A 20,918-nucleotide genomic window follows, 5' to 3' on the forward strand; every position below is an offset into this window, starting at 1 on the left:
GCAGGAATCACCCCGAAGCCTTGGCCGGTGTGCCGGCATCGGGGGAGAGAGCGAAGGAAGCCATTATGCGGGCACGGGACGTGGTGTTCGTCGACGGCGTGCGAACGCCGTTCGGCAAGTCGGGACCGAAGGGCATCTACGCGCAGACCCGCGCGGACGACCTGGTGGTCAGGGTGATCAGGGAGCTGTTGCGGCGCAACCCGGACCTGCCCAAGGACCGGGTCGGCGAGGTGGCGATCGCCGCCACGACGCAGATCGGCGACCAGGGGCTGACGATCGGCCGGTCCGCGGCGATCCTCGCCGGACTGCCGGTGACCGTACCCGGTTATGCCATCGACCGGATGTGCGCGGGCGCGATGACGGCCGTCACGACCACGGCGGGCGCGGTGGCACTCGGCACCGCGGACATCGCGATCGCCGGCGGGGTCGAGCACATGGGCCGCCACCCGATGGGTGAGCAGGTCGACCCCAACCCGCGGTTCCTCTCCGAGAGCCTCGTCGATGAGTCGGCGCTGTTCATGGGCATGACGGCGGAAAACCTGCACGACCGGTTCCCGTCCATCACCAAGGAGCGTGCCGACGCCTACGCCCTCGCCAGCCAGCAGAAAGTGGCCGCGGCCTACGCCGCGGGGATGATCCAGCCGGACCTGGTGCCGATGGCGATCCGCACCGCCGAGCTCGGCTGGGGCTGGGCGACGACGGACGAGCCGCCGCGGCCAGAGACCACGCTTGAGGGCCTGCGCGCGCTGAAGACACCGTTCCGCCCGCACGGCCGGGTCACCGCGGGCAACTCAAGCGGCATCAACGACGGCGCGACCGGCTGCGTCATCGCCGCCGAGGAGGTCGCCGCCGAGCTTGGCCTGTCCGCGAAGATGCGGCTTGTCGACTTCTCCTTCGCCGGCGTCGAGCCGGAGGTGATGGGCGTCGGGCCGGTCCCCGCGACCGAGAAGCTGCTCGCCCGGCAGGGGCTCACCATGGATGACATCGGCCTCATCGAGATCAACGAGGCGTTCGCTGTCCAGGTGCTCGCATTCCTTGACCACTTCAAGATCGCCGACGACGACCCGCGCGTGAACCCGTGGGGCGGCGCGATCGCGCTCGGCCACCCGCTCGCCTCCTCGGGCGTCCGGCTGATGATCCAGCTCGCGCGCCAGTTCGCGGAGAACCCCGGGGTCCGCTACGGCCTCACCACCATGTGCGTCGGTATGGGCATGGGCGGCACCGTGCTGTGGGAGAGGATCTGACGATGACGGCCACCATGGCAGACGCGTTCCCCGACGAGGTAGTCACCCGCGCGATCGTGCGCGACGTCGACCTCGGTCCGGCGGGCACACTCGCGCTGATCACGCTGGACAACGGGCACGACCACACCAAGCCGAACACGTTCGGCCCGCACGGACTGCTGGCGCTTGACGCGGCGCTCGACGCGGTGGCGGCCCGGGCCGCGGCCGGCGAGATCGCCGCCGTCGGCGTGACGGGCAAGCCGTTCATCCTCGGCGCCGGCGCGGACCTGGACGGCGCCGCGAAGGCGATCGCCGAGACAGGCATCGACGCGGCCGCCGCCCGCGACCGTGCCCTGCAGGTGGCGCGGCTCGGGCACACGGTGTTCCGTCGGCTCGGCGAGCTGCCCGTGCCGTCGTTCGGCTTCATCAACGGCGTCGCCCTCGGCGGCGGGCTTGAGGTCGCGCTGCACTGCACCTACCGGACGATCTCCTCCGGCGTGCCCATGGTCGCGCTGCCCGAGTGCTTCCTCGGCCTCGTTCCCGGCTGGGGTGGCGCCTACCTGCTGCCGCGGCTGATCGGCCCGGCGAGCGCGCTGAAGCTGATCGTGGAGAACCCGCTGTCGCAGAACAAGATGCTGCGCGGCACTGAGGCGTTCGCGCTCGGCATCGCCGACGCGATGTTCGAGCCCGCCGACTTCCTCGAGGAGTCGCTGCGCTGGGCCACCCAGGTGCTCACCGGCGCCGTCACCGTCGGCCGGCCGACCGGGGCAGACGCCGAGCCCAGGGGCACCGAGGCCGAGTGGGCGCAGGCGGTGGCGGGCGCGCGCTTCTTCGCCGACGGCAAGCTGCACGGCGCCGCGCCGGCGCCGTACCGGGCCATCGAGCTCGTCGAGGCGGCGCGGACGCGCACCCGCGACGAGGCCTTCGCCGCCGAGGACGAGGCGCTCGCCGACCTGCTGCTGTCCGATGAGCTGCGCGCTGGTCTCTACGCGTTCGACCTGGTGCAAAAGCGCGCGCGGCGGCCAGCGGGCGCGCCGGACAAGTCGCTCGCGCGCACGGTGACCAAGGTCGGCATCGTCGGCGCGGGCCTGATGGCGGCACAGATCGCGACGCTGTTCGTGCGCAGGCTCGCGGTGCCGGTGGTAATGACCGACCTGGACCAGGCGCGGGTCGACGCGGGCGTGGCCTATGTGCACGCCGAGATCGACAAGCAGGCGTCCCGCGGCCGGATCTCCGCCGACACCGCCAACCGGCAGAAGGCGCTGATCACCGGGTCCGTGTCCAAGGATGGGTTCGCCGACGCGGACTTCGTCATCGAGGCGGTTTTCGAGGAGCTCGCGGTCAAGCGGCAGGTGTTCGCCGAGGTCGAGGCGGTCGTGCCCGCTGCCTGCGTGCTCGCCACCAACACCTCCTCGTTGTCGGTCAGCGCGATGGCGGCGGAGCTCGCGCACCCGGAGCGGGTCGTCGGGTTCCACTTCTTCAACCCGGTCGCGGTGCTGCCGCTTGTCGAGGTCGTGCGCGGCGCCGCCACCGACGAGGCGGCGCTCGCGACCGCTCTCGAGGTCGGCAAGAAGCTCAAGAAGAACTGCGTGATCGTCGCCGACCGGCCCGCGTTCGTGGTGAACCGGCTGCTCACCCGGTTCCTCGGCGAGATCACCCGTACCGTGGACGAGGGCACGCCGTTCGAGGTGGCCGAGCACGCCGCCGACCCGCTCGGCCTGCCGATGACTCCGTTCCTGCTGCTGCAGCTCGTCGGTCCGCGGATCGCGCTGCACGTGGCGGAGACCCTGGCGGACGCGTTCGGCGACCGCTTTGCGGTCTCGCCGAAGCTGCGCGCGCTCGCCGAGTCCGGTAAGCCGTCGGTGTACCTGCCGGACTTCACTGTCGATCCCGAGGTGCTCGCGCTGCTGGCCGGCGGCGACCGCCCGTCGACCGCGCCCGAGGTGCTCGCCCGCGCCGTGGAGGGACTCGCGCAGGAGATCAGGATCATGCTGGACGAGGGCGTGGTCGCCGCGGCTGAGGACATCGACCTGTGCATGATCCTCGGCGCGGGATGGCCCTTCCACCTCGGCGGGATCACCCCCTACCTGGACCGGACGGGAGTCGCGGCCAAGGTGAACGGGGCGCCGTTCCGCGGGTGACATTCGCCGCCCGGTGGACCCCACGGGATCCTCCGGGCGGCAGAGATGTCCGCTAGGTATAAATACCTAAAATACTCAGCCGCTGGGCCGGTGCTACGTAGTCCGCTGTGGTAAAAATGCTCCGTTGGTCGCACAGCGTGAAGGCCCGATTTCTTAAGCAAGCGGCAAGGGGTTACCTGCGGTGTCCGAGGAATGGCTCGCGGAGGCGTCCCGACCGGTACGGGCCGCCAAGGTCGACTCGTCGGCACCGAACGTGGCGCGGGTGTGGAACGCCATGCTGGGGGGCCGCGACAACTTCGAGGTCGACCGGCGGGCGGCCAGGCAGCTGATCGCCACGGCTCCTGTGCTCGCTCACGCGGCGTACGCGTCCCGCGCGTTTCTCCGCCGTGCCGTCCGCTACCAGGCCGAGGCGGGGATCAGGCAGTTCCTCGACATCGGCACCGGCCTGCCGACGAAAGATGCCACCCACGAGGTGGCGCAGGCGACGGACCCGTCGTGCCGTGTCGTCTACGTGGACAACGACCCTGTCGTCCTAGTGCACGCGCGTGCCAGGATGCGATCGGACGCCGAGGGCACCACCGGCTACCTCAACGCGGACGCCACCGACATCCCGGCCGTGCTCGGCGGCGCGGCGCAGACGCTCGACCTGGCCCAGCCGGTCGGCATCCTCATGATAGACGTGCTCACCTTCATCGCCGATGCGGCCGATGTGGTGGCCGGCCTCGTCGCGGCGGCGGCCGCGGGCAGCTACCTGACCGTCATGCACCCCGCGGAGGACCAGCGGCTCACGGTGGCTCAGCGCCTGTGGAACCGCGACACCGAGCCCCAGGTCCATCTGCGAAGCCGGTGTCAGATCGGGTCCTGGCTCGACGGCCTCGAACTCGTCGATCCCGGCCTCGTCGAGGTGAACCAGTGGCGGCCGGCGCCTGACGATCCGGAATGCCCCGACGACCTGCCGCTGCTCGCCGCCGTGGCGAAAAAGCCCTGAGCGGACTGCCGGGTTCCGGTGCCTGAGCGCGGCACGGGACGAGCGGGCCCAGCCTTGGGGCCGGCGCCGTTGACGCCGCGGGGATCGGGCGAGAACGATGCCCGTGTGGAAAGGAGCCATCCGATGGCGCAGTCATCCCCAGTCCAGACGGCGCGCGGCCCCGTCGAGGCGGCCGGCCTCGGCCGGGTGCTGATGCACGAGCACGTGTTCGTGCTCACCGCCGACGTGCAGTCGAACTACCCGAGCGAATGGGGAGACGAGGACGAGCGGGTCGCCGACGCGGTGCGGCGGCTGCGCGAGCTGCCGTCGGCCGGCATCTCAACCATCGTCGACGTCACCGTCATCGGCCAGGGCAGGAACATCGCGCGGATCAAGCGGATCGCCGAGCAGGTCCCCGAGCTGAACATCGTGGTGGCGACCGGCATCTACACCTTCGACGCGGTGCCGATGTTCTTCTGGCAGCGGGCGCGGGAGACGATGACCGAGTTCTTCGTCCGCGACATCACCGAGGGCGTCACCGACACCGGGATCAAGGCAGGCATGCTCAAGTGCGCCGTGGACGAGAAGGGCCTGACCGAGGGCGTGGAGCGCGTGCTCCGCGCGGTCGCCCGCGCCCACGTCGCGACCGGCGGCACGCCCATCACCATCCACACGCACGCCGCGGGCAAGCACGGCCCCGCGATCGTCGCCGTCCTCAAGGCGGAGGGCGTCGACCTCAGCCGGGTGGTGCTCGGCCACTCGGGCGACGCGGTTCGCGACCCCGATTACCTGGCGGCGATGGCGGACACCGGCCTGACCCTCGGCATGGACCGCTTTGGCATCGATCACTTCGCGACCTTCACCGAGCGCTCCGACCTGGTGGTGGAGATGTGCCGTCGCGGCTACGCCCACCGCATGGTGCTCGCCCACGACACCTGCTGCTACATCGACTGGTTCGGCCCGGGCAGGCTCGACGATCTCAAGGACTGGCACTACCTGCACGTCAGCCAGGACGTGCTGCCGTACCTGCGCGAGCACGACGTCGCCGGCGCCGACATCGACGCGATGCTCGTCGCCAACCCGGCGCGCATCCTCGCCGGGTAACCGCGCGGCCTGCCAATCCCGCGCGCCAGCCTCAGCCGGCGCGCGGCGTCAGCGTTCTTCGCCGAGCAGGTGCCCGGCCACCCGGGCGAGGTGCGTGCGCATGGCCTCAACGGCCGCGTCCGCGTCGCGTTCCCGGAGGGCGGCGACGATCGCCCGGTGATCCTCCTGGTAGAGCTCCCGGCGCTGCCGCGTCGCGCTGCGCCGCTTGAGCTCGCCCCACACCTGCCCGTGCCGTGCCGACTCGACGACGCCGTAGAGCGCCGCCAGCAGCGGGCTGTGCGCGGCCGCGATGATGCCACGGTGCAGGGCGAGGTCCCACGTCTCGAACTCCTCGTAGCTCGCGGCCTGGTCGCCTCCTGCCACGCAGCGTTCCATCTCCGCGAAGTCCCTGGCCGTCGCCCAGAGCACGACGAGCGGCAGCGCCTGCGGCTCGATGAGGCGGCGAATCGTCATCACGTCGGCGGGCGCGAAGTCCGGTGCGGCCTGACGCGCCCGCGCAGGCGAGGGCTCGCCGCCGCCGTCGCCATCGGGGCCCGCGGCCTCGCTCGCGCGCGGTCCGCCGTCGCGAGCGGCGGCGAGGGCGCCGGCTGCCTCGTCGCGCAGGAAGGTGCCGCGGCCGACTTCGCGGGAGATCAGGCCATCCGCCTCGAGAGCCGCGAGCGCGTGCCTGATGCCGCTGCGGGTGACACCCAGATCGGCGGCGAGCCGTCGTTCGGTGGGCAGCCGGGAACCAGGCACGAGGCCTGACCGCCCGGATTCGGCCAGGATCAGCTCCGCGAGGTCGCGTCCCCGCTTCGCGGGCACGGCCGGCGTGGTCCCCATCACTGCTAGCTCACCATCCACCCTGCTTGGCGCAGGCTATCGCATGCCGCGCCCGCTTTCCATCCAACCAATCGTACCAATCCACGGTGATCTGACCAGCTGGGCTTAACGAGTTCTGCATATTTGAAGCTATTGACCGGCTTGTTGCGGCGGTTTAGTCTCCAACCAATCTGGTGATTTCGACCAATCGTTGCGCAAGCCACGCCCAATCGCGGTGGCGGCGGGAGAGGCGGACCAGGTGCGGCTGGCGACCATACTCACCCCGGCGGGGCCGCGGCTGCACGTGCGCGGCAGGTCCGGGTACATCGACGTCGCGGCGGGCACCGGCCGGCCGGAGTTCGCCGCGCTGCTGGCCGTGCTGCACGCGGGCCAGGCAGGCGCGGACGCGGTCCGGGCCATCGCCGGCCAGGACGGCAGGGAGTGCGGTCCCTGGGAGTTCGGGCCGGCGGTGCCTGCCCCGGCGCGGATTCTCTGCCTCGGCGTGAACTACACCGAGCACGCGATCGAGGGCGGCCGGGCCGTGCCGACCTGGCCGGAGGCCTTCGTCCGCGGCGGCGACAGCGTGCTCGGACCCTACGCCGACCTGGTCAGGCCGGCACTGACCGAGCGGTTCGACTTCGAGGGAGAACTCGGCGTCGTCATCGGCACGGGAGGCCGGTACATTCCGGCGGACCAGGCCCTCGACGCGATCGCGGGGTTCGTGGTGCTCAACGACGCCTCCGCGCGGGACTGGCAGCGCGCGGGCACGCAGTGGACCGCGGGCAAGAACTTCGAGGGCAGCATGCCGATCGGCCCCGAGGTAGTCACCACGGATGAGGCCGACATGGCCGACGCACTGCTCACCACCGTGCTCAACGGCCAGGTCATGCAGTCGGCCCGCACCTCGCAGATGATCGTCAGCGTCGCCCGCGCCGTCGAGTTCTTCTCCTCTTTCACCCGGCTCGCCCCCGGCGACGTCATCGCCACCGGCACTCCTGGAGGCGTCGGCTTCGCGCGGCAGCCCCCGGTCTGGCTCACCGCGGGCGACGTCATCGAGGTCGCCATCGAGGGCCTCGGCACCATCCGCAACCGCGTCGTCGCCGAACCGGGCGACCGGGGCGGCTGGCCATGGCATCCCGTCGGCACCGCCGCGTTCGGGCTCTGAGCGTCATGCCCGGCCGGCTGATCGCATCGCAGCTCAGAACACACACGTGGAGGGACCAATGACGTTCACCAGCCGCGCGGCAGCGCGCGAGAGACGTGCCTTGCTGCTTGCCGCCATCTGCGCCGCGGCACTCGCCGCACTGACCGCCTGCAGTTCGTCGACAAGCACCGGCGCGCCCGCGTCGAGCGCGCCGGCCACCGGCGCCCCGGCCGGCCAGAGCACGGCAAGCGCGCCCGCCTCCAGTGCCTCGGGAGCAGCCGCGAGCCAGCCGACGGGGTCGCCGCTCACCGTCGCGGACGTCGCGCCGTTCAGCGGTCCCGATGCCGCACTCGGCCCCACCTACCTTGCCTCCTGTTACGGCGCGACCGCGGCGATCAACGCCGCGGGCGGCGTGAACGGGCATCCGCTCACCTGCAAGAGCGTGGACACCCGCGGCGACCCCGCCGACGCCGTGCCGGCGGTCAACCAGATGTTCGCCTCAACGTCGGGCCTGTCGCTCGTCATCGGCTGCACCTCGGACGAGGCGGCGGCCGTTGCGCCGATCATCAACGCGCACAAGATGGCGATGTTCTGCATGACGGGGCAGTCCGAGTTCGACAGCGTGCACTTCCCGTACTTCTACCGCCTGGTCCCGCCCGACCTGGAGGAGTCCTATGCGATGGTGGCGATCGCGCAGCAGCTCCACTACCGCAAGATCGCGCTCGCCTTCGGCAACGACATCGGCTCGCAGACCTTCATCCAGCCCGCCATCGCCGCCCTGAAGAAGGCCGGGATCACGCTCACCAGCAACCAGACGCTCGACCTGAACGCCACGACCTTCCGCACCGAGGCGGAGGCCATCGTCTCGTCCCATCCCGACGCGATCATGACCGAGGCGCTCGGGTCGGCGGACCCGACCCTGTTCTCCGAGATCAAGCAGCTCAACGGGGGCACGATGATCCCCGTCATCGGGACGTCCGCGGCCATCTCGCCCCCGTTCTTCAAGGCCGCCGCGGCCGCGGTGGGCGCGAGCACGTTCGCATCGCAGTTCCACGCGGACAACCTGGTAACCGAGACAAGCGGCCCCGCGTTCCAGGCGTTTTCCGCCGCGCTCCTCGCCCAGCAGGGCAAGGTCCCCGGAGCCACCGGCGACTTCACCACGTACCTGAGCGCGCCTGGCGGCGTGCACCTGTATGACGGGATCAACCTGGCCGCGCTCGCGATGGTGATGGCCAAGTCCACCGACCCGAGCGTGTACGGGCCGGACATCGTCACGATCGGCAACGGCGGGCCGGGCGCGACCGTCTGCTACTCCTTCGCCTCGTGCGCCAGCCTGCTCGGCGCGGGCAAGGCGATCAGGTACGAGGGGCCAGGCGGCCCGACCAGCTTCGACAGCTACCACGACTCGACCGGGATCTTCCAGGTCGACACCTACAGTGCCAACGGCCAGGTGAACGTCGTCGGCAACCTGAGCGCCGCGCAGCTGCGCGCACTGGCCGGATGAGCATCTTCCTCGCCTCGGTTGGCTTCGGCCTGGTCACCGCCTCGGTTCTGGCGGTCGCCGCCGTCGGCTTCACGCTCCAGTTCGGCGTGACCGACGTGCTGAACCTGGCGTACGGGGCGGTGATGATCGCGGGCGCTTTCCTCGCGTACCTGCTGAACTCCCATGGCGTCAACATCTGGATCGGCCTTGTCGCCGCGGTGGCGGCCTGCGCGGCGGGGTCGGTGCTGCTCAACGCCGGCGTGTACGCGCCGTTCCAGCGGCGCGGCACCGCGCCGATCACGATGGTGATCGTCTCACTCGGGATGACCCTCATCATCGAGTTCGGCGTCCAGGCGATCGCCGGCGGCACCAGCGTCTCCTACACGATGAGCCAGGGGCCGTCGGTCACCGCCGACGGGTTCACGCTGACCGCGGTGCAGTTCGCGGTCATCGGCCTGTCGCTGCTTGTCATGGCGGGAACGCACGCGCTGCTGCGCTACACGCGCCTCGGCAAGGCCATGCGCGCGACGGCGGCCAACCGGACGCTCGCCCGCAACTGCGGCATCAGGACCGGGCGGGTGACCACCGCCACCTGGGCGATCACCGGGGGGCTGTGCGGGCTGGCCGGGGTGGTCTTCGCGATGGACGCGGGCAGCTTCGACGCGACGAGCACCGACCTGTTCCTCGTGCTGATCCTGGCGGCGACCTTCCTCGGCGGGCCCGGCCAGGCCTACGGCGCCATGCTCGGCGCCCTCGTCATCGGCCTGGCCACCGAGGTCAGCGCCGCCTACATCACGCCGTCGTACAAGTACGTGATCGCGTTCGTCGCGCTGCTCGTCATGCTCGGCGTCCGCCCCACCGGGCTGTTCGGGAAGACGGCCTGATGAACTCCTACTACCTCATCAACCTGGTCATCTACGCCGCCGTCGACGCGATGGCCTGCCTCGGCCTCAGCCAGCAGTTCGGGGTGGCGGGCGTCACCAACTTCGGCTTCATCGTCTTCCAGGCGGCGGGCGGCTACACCGCCGCCGTTCTCGCGCTGCCCGCCGATTCGGCCAACGGCGGGTTCCAGTCGTATATCGGAGGCTGGAACCTGCCGTTCCCCGTCTCGTGGATCGGCGCGGCCGTGGTGGGCGGGCTGATCGCGCTGCCGTTCACGTTTCTCGTCGGGCGCCGCCTGCGCGGCGACTTCGCTGCGGTGGGCCTGCTGGTCACCGCGGTGCTGCTGAACCTGCTCGCGACCAACTACCGCCCGCTGCTCAATGGGGACGCGGGGCTGTCCCTGATACCGCAGCCGCTCCAGGGGGAGTACGACCCGCAGGCGGCCGGCTATCAGTGGGCGCTCGCGGCGGTCGCCGTCGCCGCCTGCGCGGCTGTCTACCTGCTCGTCCGCCGGATCACCGGGTCCCCGTACGGCCGCAGCCTGCGCGCCATGCGTGACAACGACATTGTCGCCGACTCACTCGGCAAGAACCTGCTCTCGCTTCGGACGGCGATGCTGGTGACCGGCGGCGCGATCGCCGGCCTGTCCGGCGGCATCCTGGTCTCCTACATCACCACCTGGTCGCCGGCCGCCTGGGGCTACGCCGAGACCGTGGTACTATTCGCGGCGGTCATCATCGGCGGGGCGGGCAACCACCGTGGCGCGATACTCGGGGCGATCCTCGTTCCGGTCGGCTTCGAGGAGGTCACCCGCTACATCCCCACCTCGAACAACCTGCCGCCGAACCTGATCCCCTCGCTGCAGTGGGTGGCCATCGGCCTGCTCATCGTGATCTTCCTGTGGGTGCGGCCGCAGGGCATACTCCCGGAGCGCAAGCGGCTGATCCGCGCCGTGCCACTGACCATGCCGCCCGCCGGGCCTGCCGGTTCCGGCCCGCCCGCGTCCGGCGGCGTTAGTGCCGGCGCCGCCCAAGCCCGTCCGGGCCATGCCGGTCTCGCTCCTGCCGGTCTCGCTCCTGCCGGTCTCGCTCCTGCCGGTCTCGCTCCTGCCGGTCTCGCTCCTGCCGGTCCCGTCCCTGCCGGCGCCGTGCCGCCGCCGGAGATGACCGCCGTGCCAGCTGCCGTGCGCATCGCCGGGCCGGCGCATGACCCGGCGGTCGCGACAGGACCGCCCGACAGGGACGTCGTGCTCGCGGCCGTCGACGTGGTCCGTGAGTTCGGCGGACTGCGTGCCGTGGCGGGCGTCTCGCTGACCGTCAGGCGCGGGACGCTGACCGGCCTGATCGGGCCCAACGGGGCCGGCAAGTCCACCCTCCTTGCCATGCTCGCGGGGACGCTTACGGTGACCGCGGGACAGATCCGCTACCAGGGCCACGACGTGACGGGCCTGCCCGCCTACCGGCGCGCCAGGCTCGGCCTGATCCGCACCTTCCAGCTCGCCAGCGAGTTCAAAAAGCTCACCGTCATGGAGAATCTGCTCTCCGCGGTGCCCGGCCACCGGGGCGACTCGCTGCGCGGTGCCCTGGCGGGGCCGCGGCACTGGCGCGGCGACGAGGACGCGGCGATCGCCAGGGCTGTCGCCTTGCTTGAGCGGTTCGGGCTCGAGGCGCACGCGAACAGCTACGCGGGAGACCTTAGCGGCGGTCAGCGCCGCCTTGTCGAGATCATGCGCGCGCTGATGGCCGAGCCGCAGGTGCTGCTGCTCGACGAGCCCATGGCCGGCGTGCACCCTAACCTGGCTCGCGTGATCGGCGGCGAGCTTGTCGCGCTCGCCGCCGGCGGGCTGACCGTCCTCATGGTCGAGCACGAGCTCGCGATCATGGATGAGTTCTGCGACCCCGTGGTGGCCATGGCCGAGGGGATCGTGCTGGCCCAGGGCACCATGGCGGAACTGCGCCGTCGCAGCGATGTCGTAGAGGCCTACCTTGTCGGCTGAGGGCGTCTCGGCGGGCCTGTCGCTGCGGGCGGCGGGCGTGACCGCGGGCTACGGCGGTGACCCGGTCATCAGGAACGTGACCGTCCACGCCGAGCCAGGTGAGGTCGTCTCGCTGGTCGGCGCGAATGGCTCAGGCAAGTCCACCTTCCTCAAGAGCCTGGTCGGCGTGGTACGCGTCACCGCGGGGACGGTGACCGTCGGCGGCACCGACGTGACCCACTGGGCGCCGGAAGAAGTCGCGCGAGCCGGGGTCGGCTACGTGCCGCAGGTGGACGACGTGTTCCCGCCCCTCACCGTGCGGGAGAACCTGGAGATGGGCGGCTACCTGCTGCCGTCGAGGGACGTCAGGGCCAGGATCGATGAGGTGACGGCCATCTTCCCCAGACTCGGCGCGATGCTGTCGCGGCCCGCTGGCAAGTTGAGCGGCGGTGAGCGGAAAATGCTGGCCATGGGACGGGTCCTCATGCTCAGGCCATCGGTCTTCCTCCTAGACGAGCCCACGGCCAACCTCGCGCCGGCCATCGCGCGCACGCTGCTCGAGGAGCACGTGCGCGGGCTGGCGGGCAGCGGCGCCGCGGTGCTCGTCGTCGAGCAGCGCGCTCGCGCCGCGCTCGCGATCTCCAGCAGAACCTACGTGCTCGCCGGCGGTGAGGTCCGGATGGAAGGCACCCCGGCCGAACTTCTCGCCAGTCCCGCCTTCGTCGAGTCCTTCCTAGGCGGCACCGTCACCCGGTGATCGTCCCGGCGGGGCAGCCAAGCAGGCGAACGGTCATCCGCTCGCCAGGCAGCGCCAGAAATTCAACTGCGCCATCCCGAACGGTTGCGTAGCGTTGCCGCATGCCCCCCGCGACTCCCGACGTGCCGCCCGGTACCGTCCCGCAGGCGGCGCCGGTGACTGGCGCCGGTGACTGGCCGCGCGACTGGCCCGCGGGCTGGCAGAGCGCGCTGCTCGTGGCGGTGCCCGCGGCGGAGCCGGCCGTGGCCGGGCATCGCGCCAGGCTTGACACCAGCGCACGGGACGGCGTGCCCGCCCACCTGACCGTGCTGTACCCGTTCCTGCCGCCGTCGGGTATCGACGAGACCGTCCGCGGCGCGCTCGCCGGGCTGTTCTCCGGCGTGCCCGCGTTCGGCTTCACCCTGGACCGGGTCCGCTGGTTCGGCGACGAGGTGGTCTGGCTCGGCCCGGGCGAGCCGGAGCGCTTCAGTGCGCTCACCGCCCTGGCGTTCGCCGCGTTTCCGTCCTGCCCGCCCTACGGCGGCGGCTACGACGAGGTGATCCCGCACCTGACCGTCGGCGACCGTGGCGGGCTCGCGGCCATGCGCGCCGCGGCGGCGGCGATCCTGCCGCACCTGCCCATCGAGGCCACCGCCACCGAGGTCACGCTCATGGCCGGCCCGCCGCCCGGAGACCCGGACAGTCCGCCGGGCCAGTGGCGCCGCCTGGCGGCGTTCCCCCTCGGCTAGTCTGCGCCGCCTCTACTGCCGCCGTGCCGCCCTCCGCAGCCGCAGTGCCGCGCTCTGCTGCCGCGCCGCCCTCCGCTGCCCCCAGCTGCCGCCGCGCCGCCTCCGCCGGATAACAGCAAGAAGCGCGGAGCGCGGGTGTGCTGGAACTACGCAGCCGTTCGGGATGATCGCCGTTGACTTAGGCGGAATGCGATGGCTTGTCCTCCGCGCAGCCGTCGTCGGCCGGCGCGAGGCAGGGGCCGGCGCACGGGCTCGGCTCGCAGCTCGTCGGGGCAAGCGTGTCGACCGCACGAGCGAGCAGCGTGTGCAGCGTGGCGCGCTCCACGGCGGTCAGCCCCTTGAACAGCTCGTCCTCCACGAGTTCGAGCCGGTCGTAGGTGTGCGCGAGCTCGCCGGAGCCAACCGCCGACAGCTCCACGATGTGGCGGCGCCGGTCGGCGGGGTCGCGGCGCCGGGCGACGAAGCCGCGTTCCTCGAGCTCGTTGAGCAGGCCGACCACGTTGCTCGGGTCCAGGCTCAGCGCGGCGCCCATCGCGGCCTGTGTCATCGGGCCGCGCTCGGCGAGCAGGTTCAGCGCGATGAGCTGCCGCGGTCGCAGGCAGCCGGTCATGCACGTGTCGGCGGAGCGGCGGCCGACCTGGTCATCCCCTTCGTCGGCGACGCCTTCGACTCCGACGGCCAGCCGCAGAACCCGATCACGAACGCCGCCGCCGGCATCATGCTCGACGACCTCGCCTGGTGGGCGTCCACCCTGGAGAAGGCCCGCGCCGAGGGCGAGCTTCCGCCCGGCACCTTCCGCCTCCAGGCCGCCCTCGCCGCCGCGAAGTAACCCCCCGCTGTTCCGGCCCTGCCGGCCGGCCGCCGCGCCGCGAAGTAGCCCCTGCCGCAGTTCCGGCGCTGCCGGTCGGCCGCCGCCGTCGCGCCGTGAAGTAGCCCCTGCTGCAGTTCCGGCGCTGCCGGTCGGCCGCCGCCGTCGCGAAGTAACCCTCGCCGCAGTTCCAGCGCTGGCGGCTGGCCGCCAGCCCGCGAAGTGATCTTGTCGGCCGCCCGCCGCGCGAACTCCCATTCGGCGGCGGCCGGCAAGACGGTCAACGCGGGTGCGGCCGACGGCACCTCCGTCAGCGCCCCCCGGCAGGCCCACCGGGCCCGCGCGCCGCACGCAAGATAACAGCAAGAAGCGCGAGCGCACCGGGCCCGGGCGGGCACTCGCTGCGGCCCGGCGCACCCGGGCCGCAGCGGTTCTCTGCCTTTAGCAACAAGCGCGGAGCGCTGAAGGCCGGCGGGCGGAGCCGGGCCTGGGCAGGAACCCGGGACGCAGGGGGGTCAGGGGACTGGCTGGGCGGGACCGGTGCGGGTCCAGCCGGGGGTGTTGACGCGGAGGGTCAGGTCGTCGAGGTCGACCTCGGTGCCGCAGTGGCGGCAGACGACCGCCGCGTCGAGTTCGTGGCCGCATGTGTGCTCGAATACGGACGGCGGCGGGGTGTCAATCGCCCACTTGTCGCCCCAGGCGCGCAGCGCGGCGAGCACCGAGCGCAGTTCCTTGCCGGCCTGGGTCAGTTCGTACTCGTAGCGCGGCGGGTGTTCGCTGTACTGGCGGCGCGCGATGACGCCGCCGGCTTCCAGGGCGCGCAGTCGCGCGGTTAGCCGGTCGCGTGGCGCACCGGTGTTGCGCGCGATGGCGTCGAACCGGCGGTTGCCGAAGGCGATCTCGCGCACGGCGAGCAGCGACCACTTCTCGCCCACCAGGTTCATGGCGGCGGCCACGGAGCACGGGCGGCCTGGCAGTTCCTCGCTCACGTCATAAGCATATCAGTTGCAAAATCAAACTCGCTCGACGTACGCTGGCCATCGACGATGGCGGGTTGGGTTTCCAAACCTAGGAGTGACGGGTGACCGAGAGCGCGGCGGACGACGGCATCATCATCAGCATTAGCACCGTCGCCGGGGGAGTGCCTGGAACAGGGGCGGCGACGGCCAGCGCGGCGCTTTCTGAGGCCGTGACGGCCGTCCCGCTTGAGGCCGCGGCGGGCGTTCCGGCGAAGGTCGCGCCGCCCCGCGGACGGCGGGCACGCACGGACCGGGGGCAGACGGACCGGCCGCAGGCGGACCGGGCGCAGGCGGATCGGGCGCAGGCGGACCGGCCACGGGCCGACCGGGCGCAGGCGGATCGGGCGCAGGCGGACCGGGCGCCGGCGAGTTTCGCCGCGGTGTTCGCGATCGTCACCGCCGGCATCGCCGTGGTCAACCTTGACCTGTTCATCGTCAACGTGGCGATCCCGTCAATCGGCCGCAGCTTCGGCGGCGCTGACCTCGCCAACCTGTCGTGGGTGCTCAACGCGTACGCGATCGTGTTCGCGGCGCTGCTTGTCCCCGCAGGCCGCGCCGCCGACCTGATCGGCCGCCGCAGCGCGTTCCTGGCAGGCATGGTCATCTTTGGCGTCGCCTCCGCGGCCTGCGCCGCCGCGCCGGACGTCTGGGTGCTCGTCGCCGCCCGCGTGGTTCAGGCGGCCGGCGGCGCGCTGCTCATGCCTGCCTCGCTCGGCCTGCTGCTCGCCGCCGCTCCCGCCGAGCGGCGGGTCGCCACGATCAGGGCGTGGACCTCGGTGGGCGGCGCAGCCGCGGCGCTCGGGCCGGTGCTCGGCGGCGCCCTGGTCGCGGCGAGCTGGCACTGGGTCTTCCTCGTCAACGTCCCTGTCGTCGTCGTCGCGGTCGTCGCTGGTATCCGGATCCTGCCGAAGCCAGCCGCGAAGTCCGTCGCGGCCGGGACCAGGCAGGAGGAGGCCGAGGCACTGCCCGACGCGATCGGCGCGGGCCTGTTTACCGTGGCGGTCGGCGCGCTCGCCCTCGGCCTTGTCAAGGCGGACGACTGGGGCTGGACGTCACCGGCGCTGTTCGGTTCGCTCGGCGCGGCGGCCGTGCTCCTGGTGTGGTTCGCCCGCCGCTCGGCCCGCCATCCGGCCCCGGTCATCGAGCCGCACCTGCTGCGCCGCCCCGTGTTCGCCACCGCCACCGCCGCGAACGTGGTGTTCGGCATGTCGTTCGGCGCGATGCTGCTGCTCGTCACGCTGTGGTGCCAGGACGTGTGGGGCTGGTCGGCGCTGCGCACCGGACTCGGCGTCGCGCCGGGGCCGCTGCTCGTCCCGTTCTGGTCGATCGCCGCCGCCCCGATCGCCCGCCGGATCGGCCCTGGCCCCGTCGCCGCGGTGGGCTGTGCCGCCTACGCCGCCGGCTGCGTCTTCTGGCGGCTCAACCTCGCGATTACCCCCGACTACGTCACGCGGATGCTGCCCGGCATGCTGCTGACGGGGACCGGCGTTGGCCTCACCTTGCCGAGCCTGGTCAGCGCCGCCGTCTCGGCCGTTCCGCCGGAACGCTTCGCCACCGGCTCCGGCATCGTCACGATGGCCCGCCAGGTCGGCATCGTCCTCGGCGTCGCGATCCTGGTCACCGTACTCGGCCACCCAAGCGGCGGCGCGGCGCTCGGCGTCTTCCAGCACGCCACCGTGGTGCTCGCCGCGACTGCGTTCGCGGCCGGCCTGGTGGCACTGCTGCTCGTTCCCGCCGGCCGCTCGGCCCGCGCTCACCCCACGGGCGCAACCGCCACGGCAGCGCCCGATAACGCGGCTTCCTCCGCCGGATAATCAACGAGGACGCGAATAAGAGGTTCACGGCAGCGGCTCGGTGTCCGCGAGACGCCCGGTGCGATCGAGGTGCAGCCAGCGGGTGATCCCGATCGAGTGCAGGAACGGGACGTCGTGGCTGACGACCACGAGCGCGCCGCGGTAGCAGGACAGCGCCTGCGACAGCTGCCTGACCGAGGCGAGGTCGAGGTTATTGGTCGGCTCGTCGAGCAGCAGCAGTTGCGGCGGCGGGTCCGCCAGCAGCAGCGCGGCGAGGACCGCGCGGAACCGCTCGCCGCCGGACAGGCTTCCCGCCACCTGGTCCGCCCGCGCGCCGCGGAACAGGAACCGCGCGAGCCCCGCCCGCACGTCGTTGACGGAGGCCCGGGGGGCAACCGCTCGCATGTTGTCCACCACGGTGAGCTCGTCGTCCAGGATGTCGAGCCGCTGCGGCAGGTACCCGGACGCCGCGTTCCGCCGGACCATCACGGCGGCGAAGGTCCCGTCAGCCAGGGCCGTCCCCTCCGTGGCTTTCTCGTCCGGCGCCGCACCGCTGCGCGCGGTCGCGTCGAGGGTCCCGTCTAGCGATGCTCCGGCCAGCGTGCGCAGCAGCGTCGTCTTGCCCGCGCCGTTCGGGCCAGTGATCGCCACCCGCTCCGGCCCGCGGACGATCAGCTCCGCCAGTCGGCCAACGTCACCAGGCAGACCGTCTCCCGCGGCGTCGGCCGACCCGTTACCCGCGTCGGCCGAGCCGTCACCCGCGCCGGCCGAGCAGTCGCCGGCGTCGGCCGCCATGCCACTCGCGGCGTGCCACGGCGCCCACCGGCCGTCGAGGCCCTGCACTGTCAGTACTGTCCGGCCCGCGGGCACGGCGGTGCCCGGCAGCGAGATCCTGATCGCCGCGTCGTCGCGCAGCGCTTCCTCCGCCTCGCTCAGCCTGGCCCGCGCGTCCGCGATCCGCCCGAGCGCGACATCGCGCGACTTGCCCGCCGACACCTCCGCCGCCCGCTTGCGGGCGCCGGCGATGATCGGCGGCAGCGAGCCCGACGCGGCGAGCGCGCGGCCCATCCGGTCCCGCCGCGCCTGCTTGACCTGGTTCTCGATCAGGTCTCGCCGCTCGCGGCGCACGTCCGCCGCTGCCGAGGTGACCGCCCGCCGCGCCGCCGCCTGCTCGTTGGCAAGCATCTCCTCGTACGCCTCGAGGTTGCCGCCGTACATCCGCAGCGACCCGCCTGACAGGTCCGCGATCTGATCGGCGCGCGCGAGCAGCGCGCGGTCGTGGCTGACGATCATCATCAGCCCCGGCCACGCCTCGACCGCCGCGTACAGCCGGTGCCGCGCGTTCAGGTCCAGGTTGTTGGTCGGCTCGTCGAGCAGCAGCACCGACGGCCGCCGCAGCAGCAGGGCGGACATCGCGGTCAGCACCGTCTCCCCGCCGGACAGCCGGCCCACCGGGTCATCGAGCGACACGCGCGCCAGGCCGAGCCGCGCCAGCCACTCCCTGGCCCGGTCCTCGACGTCCCAGTCGTCGCCGACCGCGTCGAAGGCCGCCTGGTCGACGCAGCCGGCCTCGATCGCCCGGATGGCGTCCCGTACCCGGGCGATGCCAAGCAGCGAGGCCACCGTGGCACCGACGTCGAGCGTGAGATTCTGCGGCAGGTAACCGATCTCGCCGGTCACCGTCAGCGACCCGCCGGACGGGCGCAGTTCGCCGGCGATAAGCCGTAGCAGCGTGGACTTTCCTGACCCGTTCACGCCGATCAGGCCGGTCCGGCCGGGGCCAAAGGCGGCGTTGAGGGCGGAGAGCAGGACGCGCCCGTTCGGGAAGGAAAAAGACAAATCGGATAGGACGATAGACATGGTCAGCTCCGAAGAGAGGTCGCGGGCACGCGCCAGCACGGCGCGGCACTGGGGTCGACCTCAGAGCTCCAAGCCACTCTCCGACTGCCGGGAATGAGACATGAACATCATGCGGGGAGGGCACGCCGCGCGCAACTGAGTTTTCCGTCCGATGCGGAGATTGATCTACCATCTCTACCCGTGGGTCCAGAGCTGATCGAGCGTGCCATCCGGTTGCGGCAGGGTCTCGGCGCGGCCGGTGGCCTGGCCGCCGCCAGCCAGTTCGTCGCCACCCAGCGGGGGCTGAGCCGCGCCGACCGTGGCCTCATCGCCGACTGGGAGGCCAACCATGTGCGCGGCGTCTTCGAGATCCGGTCCATCGCGCGGCGAGACAACGCGGGCCAGGCCGTCATCGCGCTCAACCTGGTCGACGACCTCGACTACCGGATCTACGGGCTCTCAACCGCGCCGAGTACGGTCTCGCCGGGAGCGGTGACACCAGAATCCGGGGGCTTCTTCGCTGGCACGATGCTGCCGCTCACGGAGGACGACTCGGCGTGGCTCGTGGCCGGTGACGAGATCGGCTACCCGAAGGCTGACGCGCGGCAGGTCGCCAGGCTGGCGATCGACCTGGCCACCCGCGAGCCGGACTTGGTCTTCCGCAACCAGGAGAAGGCCAGGCAGGGCTGGGTGTACATGCGCCGGGACCGGGAGGAGTTCGTCGCGTTCTTCGGCGCAGACGAACTGGTGCTGCCCACCCCGGAGGCGGAGGGTCGGCTCAACGCCTACTACAAGATGCGCCGCGACTCCGCTCTCGCGGCCCGTGGTCGGCACCGCGCGGTCAGCGATACGGGCGAGACAACGTTCGTGATGCCGGATGGATTCTTCGAGTTCGACACCGTCGGCATCATCTACGACGAGCTCGACGGGTTCGTCGTGGTGCCCGAGTACGGCATGCTGCGCGCGATGTTCGCCGACCCGTCGCTCGCCGCTGACCCGCAGCACGCCAACGTGCTCCGCGCCTACCTGCGCGAGGACAGCATCCCGCCGCTGCCGCTGCGCCGGATGGCCGCGGCCTACCCGGACGGCGTCGACGCCGTGTTCCGCCGGGTGCTCGGCAACAGGGCCTTCAGCTGGCGCCAGAACGGTGACACCCTGCTCAGGAAGCGCAAGCCCGGCTACTACGAGGCGGAGCCCGCCCCCGGCGTCGCGGTGCTCAGCGACAGGGTCATGGCGCTGGCCAGGGGCGCCAGCTAGTCTCGAGCGCCAGTCGGCCCAGGGCGTTACCGTGCGGGCTAAGACCGCGGGCGGGCTGAAGTCCGGGTCAAGCTCGAAGAACGCGTCGAGCACTCCCAGGTAGCCGAGGGCGGCGAGGCTCCACTCGGTCGGCTCGCCGTGCAGGCCGGGGCCGGGAATGGAGACGTTGAGCAGCCGGTCCACCATGACGGCGTCGGCGGCGCCGTCCAACTCGGCGCCGGCCGGGGCCGTCCCGGAGCCAGGACCGGCAGGGACCGTCCCTGCTGCGGCGGGGTCCGGTGCGGCGGACTCGCCGTCCGGGCTGGCGAGCGCGGCCTGGACCTGGACATTGCGCATCGCTAGGGACTGGATGAACAGGCCGCCTGCCAGCTGCACGTGGTCGAGCGTGTAGGCGGGATCGCGCAGCCGCAGCCCGAGCACCGCGGACAACTGGCCGAGGATGGTGACCATCGACTCCCGCGCCGCCCGCTGCGAGTCGCCGAGCGCGGCGGCGATCCGCTGCCGCGCGGCGCTGCCGCGGGTGGAGCCGAGGGTGGCGATCAGCGCCATGCGCAGCCGCCACTGCACGGAATCGGTCAAGGTGGCGTAGTTGTGCGTCGCGACGACCCGGACGATCTCGCACAGCAGCGCGCGGCGGCCGGACGGGGTGGCGAGCAGTTCCGCGTTGTCGGTGAGGATCTGCCCGACCGCGTCGTACGTCCGGGGGTCGAGCACCGGCCGGTCACGGAACCAGCTTCCGCTACCGGCCAGGTAAACGAGCAGGTCGTCGATGTAGTCCTCGCGGTAGGCCCACATCCGGTACACCGAGCTGCGCGGCACCCTGGCCCGCTGGATGACCTCTTCGAGGCGTAGGTGCTCGATGGTGAGAGCCGCGCCTACCTCCTCCGCGAGCTCACGCCCTGCGTCGAGCATCCGCTGCCTGACCTCTTCCGCCGGTACTCGTTCCGGCCGGGCCGTCATGGCGTGCCACACCCCTCGCCGCTGGTGTCCCAAATGA

At 71.9% G+C, this 20,918-nt stretch carries 19 protein-coding genes; 15 read left to right on the forward strand and 4 right to left on the reverse strand.

Translation table 11 applies throughout. The features are described 5' to 3' along the window. Positions 1-65 precede the first annotated feature (65 nt). From EAS64_RS37455 to EAS64_RS37470, 4 genes are all read left to right on the forward strand, one after another. Positions 66-1,244, forward strand: coding sequence for a thiolase family protein (locus EAS64_RS37455; RefSeq protein ID WP_145861047.1), 1,179 nt, complete (start codon positions 66-68; stop codon positions 1,242-1,244). Between the two features lie 2 nt (positions 1,245-1,246). Continuing rightward, on the forward strand, positions 1,247-3,364 hold the full coding sequence (locus EAS64_RS37460; protein ID WP_145861049.1) for a 3-hydroxyacyl-CoA dehydrogenase NAD-binding domain-containing protein: 2,118 nt from the start codon (positions 1,247-1,249) through the stop codon (positions 3,362-3,364). A gap of 181 nt (positions 3,365-3,545) precedes the next feature. Continuing rightward, the gene (locus EAS64_RS37465; protein WP_145861051.1) at positions 3,546-4,352 is read left to right on the forward strand and encodes an SAM-dependent methyltransferase; all 807 of its coding nucleotides are present in this window, start codon (positions 3,546-3,548) and stop codon (positions 4,350-4,352) included. 123 nt (positions 4,353-4,475) lie between these two features. Further along, a complete protein-coding gene (locus EAS64_RS37470; RefSeq protein ID WP_145861053.1) occupies positions 4,476-5,435 on the forward strand; it encodes a phosphotriesterase family protein in 960 nt (319 codons plus the stop codon). Positions 5,436-5,483: 48 nt separating this feature from the next. Here EAS64_RS37470 and EAS64_RS37475 read toward each other — a convergent pair whose 3' ends face one another. Beyond that, positions 5,484-6,257 carry a FadR/GntR family transcriptional regulator gene (locus tag EAS64_RS37475; RefSeq protein WP_145861054.1) on the reverse strand — a complete coding sequence of 258 codons (774 nt, stop codon included), beginning with the start codon at positions 6,255-6,257 and terminating at the stop codon, positions 5,484-5,486. A gap of 238 nt (positions 6,258-6,495) precedes the next feature. Between EAS64_RS37475 and EAS64_RS37480 the strand changes: the two genes are divergently transcribed. From EAS64_RS37480 to EAS64_RS37505, 6 genes are all read left to right on the forward strand, one after another. After that, on the forward strand, positions 6,496-7,401 hold the full coding sequence (locus EAS64_RS37480; protein WP_145861056.1) for a fumarylacetoacetate hydrolase family protein: 906 nt from the start codon (positions 6,496-6,498) through the stop codon (positions 7,399-7,401). 58 nt (positions 7,402-7,459) lie between these two features. Further along, positions 7,460-8,884: an ABC transporter substrate-binding protein gene (locus EAS64_RS37485; RefSeq protein WP_145861058.1), complete on the forward strand. Its 1,425-nt coding sequence runs from the start codon at positions 7,460-7,462 to the stop codon at positions 8,882-8,884. Further along, positions 8,881-9,747 (forward strand): branched-chain amino acid ABC transporter permease, encoded by an 867-nt coding sequence (locus EAS64_RS37490; RefSeq protein WP_145861060.1) that lies wholly within the window; start codon positions 8,881-8,883, stop codon positions 9,745-9,747. Before EAS64_RS37485 ends, EAS64_RS37490 begins: the two co-directional genes overlap by 4 nt. After that, positions 9,747-11,741, forward strand: coding sequence for a branched-chain amino acid ABC transporter ATP-binding protein/permease (locus tag EAS64_RS37495; protein WP_145861062.1), 1,995 nt, complete (start codon positions 9,747-9,749; stop codon positions 11,739-11,741). The genes EAS64_RS37490 and EAS64_RS37495 overlap by 1 nt, the downstream gene beginning before the upstream one ends. After that, positions 11,731-12,477, forward strand: a complete 747-nt coding sequence (locus EAS64_RS37500; protein WP_145861064.1) for an ABC transporter ATP-binding protein — start codon at positions 11,731-11,733, stop codon at positions 12,475-12,477. The genes EAS64_RS37495 and EAS64_RS37500 overlap by 11 nt, the downstream gene beginning before the upstream one ends. 101 nt (positions 12,478-12,578) lie before the next feature. After that, positions 12,579-13,205 (forward strand): 2'-5' RNA ligase family protein, encoded by a 627-nt coding sequence (locus EAS64_RS37505; RefSeq protein ID WP_145861065.1) that lies wholly within the window; start codon positions 12,579-12,581, stop codon positions 13,203-13,205. A gap of 178 nt (positions 13,206-13,383) precedes the next feature. On the opposite strand, the gene EAS64_RS37510 is transcribed toward EAS64_RS37505, so the two are convergent. Next, positions 13,384-13,815 carry a MarR family winged helix-turn-helix transcriptional regulator gene (locus EAS64_RS37510; RefSeq protein ID WP_145861067.1) on the reverse strand — a complete coding sequence of 144 codons (432 nt, stop codon included), beginning with the start codon at positions 13,813-13,815 and terminating at the stop codon, positions 13,384-13,386. A gap of 713 nt (positions 13,816-14,528) precedes the next feature. Next, entirely contained in the window at positions 14,529-15,002 is a 474-nt protein-coding gene (locus EAS64_RS37515) for a winged helix-turn-helix transcriptional regulator (protein WP_246116066.1), read from the reverse strand. A 92-nt stretch (positions 15,003-15,094) separates the two neighbouring features. Between EAS64_RS37515 and EAS64_RS37520 the strand changes: the two genes are divergently transcribed. Then, positions 15,095-16,846 (forward strand): MFS transporter, encoded by a 1,752-nt coding sequence (locus EAS64_RS37520; protein WP_246116067.1) that lies wholly within the window; start codon positions 15,095-15,097, stop codon positions 16,844-16,846. Positions 16,847-16,870: 24 nt separating this feature from the next. On the opposite strand, the gene EAS64_RS37525 is transcribed toward EAS64_RS37520, so the two are convergent. Then, positions 16,871-18,685 carry an ABC-F family ATP-binding cassette domain-containing protein gene (locus EAS64_RS37525; RefSeq protein ID WP_145861069.1) on the reverse strand — a complete coding sequence of 605 codons (1,815 nt, stop codon included), beginning with the start codon at positions 18,683-18,685 and terminating at the stop codon, positions 16,871-16,873. Positions 18,686-18,865: 180 nt separating this feature from the next. Between EAS64_RS37525 and EAS64_RS37530 the strand changes: the two genes are divergently transcribed. The 4 genes from EAS64_RS37530 to EAS64_RS37540 all read left to right on the forward strand — a co-directional run bounded on the left by EAS64_RS37530 (position 18,866) and on the right by EAS64_RS37540 (position 20,773). Continuing rightward, complete coding sequence (locus EAS64_RS37530) at positions 18,866-19,921, forward strand: hypothetical protein (RefSeq protein ID WP_145861071.1); 1,056 nt, start codon at positions 18,866-18,868, stop codon at positions 19,919-19,921. A gap of 157 nt (positions 19,922-20,078) precedes the next feature. Further along, positions 20,079-20,312 (forward strand): hypothetical protein, encoded by a 234-nt coding sequence (locus EAS64_RS37535; protein WP_145861072.1) that lies wholly within the window; start codon positions 20,079-20,081, stop codon positions 20,310-20,312. A 48-nt stretch (positions 20,313-20,360) separates the two neighbouring features. Beyond that, the gene (locus tag EAS64_RS44195; RefSeq protein ID WP_187366465.1) at positions 20,361-20,510 is read left to right on the forward strand and encodes a hypothetical protein; all 150 of its coding nucleotides are present in this window, start codon (positions 20,361-20,363) and stop codon (positions 20,508-20,510) included. Between the two features lie 2 nt (positions 20,511-20,512). After that, positions 20,513-20,773: a hypothetical protein gene (locus EAS64_RS37540; RefSeq protein WP_145861074.1), complete on the forward strand. Its 261-nt coding sequence runs from the start codon at positions 20,513-20,515 to the stop codon at positions 20,771-20,773. The last annotated feature ends 145 nt before the right edge of the window (positions 20,774-20,918 follow it).

This window comes from Trebonia kvetii (genome assembly GCF_007827045.1).
Lineage (GTDB): Bacteria > Actinomycetota > Actinomycetes > Streptosporangiales > Streptosporangiaceae > Trebonia > Trebonia kvetii.